The organism is Desulfovibrio sp. 1214_IL3152, assembly GCF_036763055.1.
Lineage (GTDB): Bacteria > Desulfobacterota > Desulfovibrionia > Desulfovibrionales > Desulfovibrionaceae > Desulfovibrio.
This window is the reverse complement of record NZ_JBAIYW010000625.1, coordinates 1-2,089: the sequence shown is the minus strand read 5'-3', so window position 1 is coordinate 2,089 and position 2,089 is coordinate 1. Positions and strand designations below refer to the sequence as shown.

Sequence of the window (2,089 nt, the reverse complement as noted above, 5' to 3'; positions counted from 1 at the left end):
GCCGCGCCCACGGGCGCGTTTTCCAGGTCTTTGCGCAGGGCTGCGGCAGCTTCCAGGGCGGCTCCAAGCGCTTTTTCTTCCACAAAACCGGCCATAATGCGATCCTTGACGGATTCAAACGGCGCGGTGGACGCAGGCTCGGATTTGATCACGCGGGCAACCACATAGGCTTTTCCGGCTTCAAGGGCCGTATCAACGGGATTGCCCGCCGGGGTCGCCACCAGGGTGGCAGCGCCCTGGGCCGTGACACCCAGCGTTTTTTCAAGCTCGGCAGCGGAAAGCAGGCCGGTTTCACCCCATTTAAGGCCATATTTTTCCGCGCTGTCCTTCAGGGAGCGGCCCAGAATATTGTCTTCAATAAGGCTGTCGACCACGTCATGCAGCTTGTCCGCGCCCTGCTCCTGGGCCATGGCCGCAAGAACCTCGGCCTCCACCTGCTTGAAGGGAGGCAGACCCCCGGCCTTTTTTTCCTCAACCTTGATGATATGCAGGCCGAACTGGCTGCGTACCGGTGCGGAAACCTTGCCGGGCGCAAGGGCAAAAGCCGCGTCCTCGAAGGGCTTTACGGTCGTGCCGCGCTTGAGCCAGCCGAGTTCGCCGCCGGGACCGGCGGCATTGGGACCGTTGTGCGCATCGGCCACGGCAGCAAAGCTTTTACCGGCCTTGAGCTCGGCCTCAATGGCGGCGGCCTGCTCCTGCGCTTTTTTCACATCAGCCTCGGAGGCGTCTTCAGCCAGAGGCACAAGAATATGGGCGGCCTTCACTTCTTCCTGCTGTTCAAAACGGGCGGCATTTTCCGCATACCATTTTTCGGCAGCGGCGGAGCTTATGCCGCTGGCTTTCACGATGTCCTGCGGGCTGACGAGCACGTAGGAAACATCGGCCTTGGCAGGAATGGCAAACTGCGCCTTGTGGCTTTCGTAATAGGCCCGTACCTCCTCGTCAGAAGCTTTGACGGAAGAGGCAAAATCCGAGGCAGGAATAAAAATATAGTCCACATCGCGTTTTTCGCGCAAAAATTCAAAGCGCTTCTGGGACTCGGCGGGGTCTACCCAGGCAGGAGCCGTGACCATTGCAAAAATTTTCTGCCGCAGCAGGTCGCGGGACATATCGTGCTCGAACTGGGCGGGAGACATGCGTTGGGCAGCCAGCACGCGGGTATAGACCTCGGGGTCGAACTGCCCCTTCTCATTCTGGAACCCCTTGATGTTGCCGACGGCCACCCGCAGTTCCAGCGGAGAAATGCTCACGCCCGTGCGCACGGCTTCCTGGGACAGCAGCACCTGGGTAATAAGGTCGCGCAGTATCTGGCGGCCCAGTTGCTGCTGCTTCAGCTGCTCACGGGTCAGACCGGGATTGCTGCGCAGCAGGTTTTCCTCTGCCTGGCGGTAGGCCGACTCAAACTCCCGCATGGAGATGGGATCGCCGTTGACCACGGCCACCAGAGTACCCGCACTGCGGTCGTTGAAATTGCCAACGCCCCAGAAAACAAAGACAAGAATGATAAGACCAAAGGCCAGTTTGACGCCCAGGGATTGCGATTTGTCGCGAATATACTCAAGCATGCGAACTCCGACTGCATAATTGCTCTTGACGTAGAGCGGCATCATATGCGCAATCCAGCGGAAACTCAAGAAAGCTCATGGCTGATTTTGATGTGGCGCTGTGATGGATATGGCCGGCACCTCCGCCAGGCGACCAGACAGAGGTCAAACCCATAAAAAACCCGTGGTTCTGCCGGGGCGGGCATGCCTCGGCAAGGGTATAAAAACACGGGCGGCTTGCCGCACAGACCATGAAACAGCACAGCACAAGCCCGCCCGGACATTTTTCCTGTCTCGCGACAAGATGGGAAAGCAGACCTCAACGCCATGCTTGCAAGGCTGACCCGGTTGCCCGTCCGAAAAAAACTACGCGCGCAAACAACAGTTATGTTTCAACGACAGGCAGATACCTTGAGGGGGCACGTCTGTTCGAACTATTCAACCTGACTGATACCGAGCTTTCGGATGCGGTACTGCAGCGTCGAACGCGGAACGCCGAGCACATCCGCCGCGCCGCCGGGACCGGACAGCTTGCCGCCGCAAAG

At 59.0% G+C, this 2,089-nt stretch carries 2 protein-coding genes; both read right to left on the bottom strand.

Translation table 11 applies throughout. The features are described 5' to 3' along the window. A partial coding sequence (locus tag V6C07_RS13030; protein ID WP_333536904.1) for a peptidylprolyl isomerase occupies positions 1–1,565 on the bottom strand: 1,565 nt, incomplete at its 3' end. Between the two features lie 413 nt (positions 1,566–1,978). Next, on the bottom strand, positions 1,979–2,074 hold the full coding sequence (locus V6C07_RS13025; RefSeq protein WP_333536905.1) for a helix-turn-helix domain-containing protein: 96 nt from the start codon (positions 2,072–2,074) through the stop codon (positions 1,979–1,981). Between the last annotated feature and the right edge of the window lie 15 nt (positions 2,075–2,089).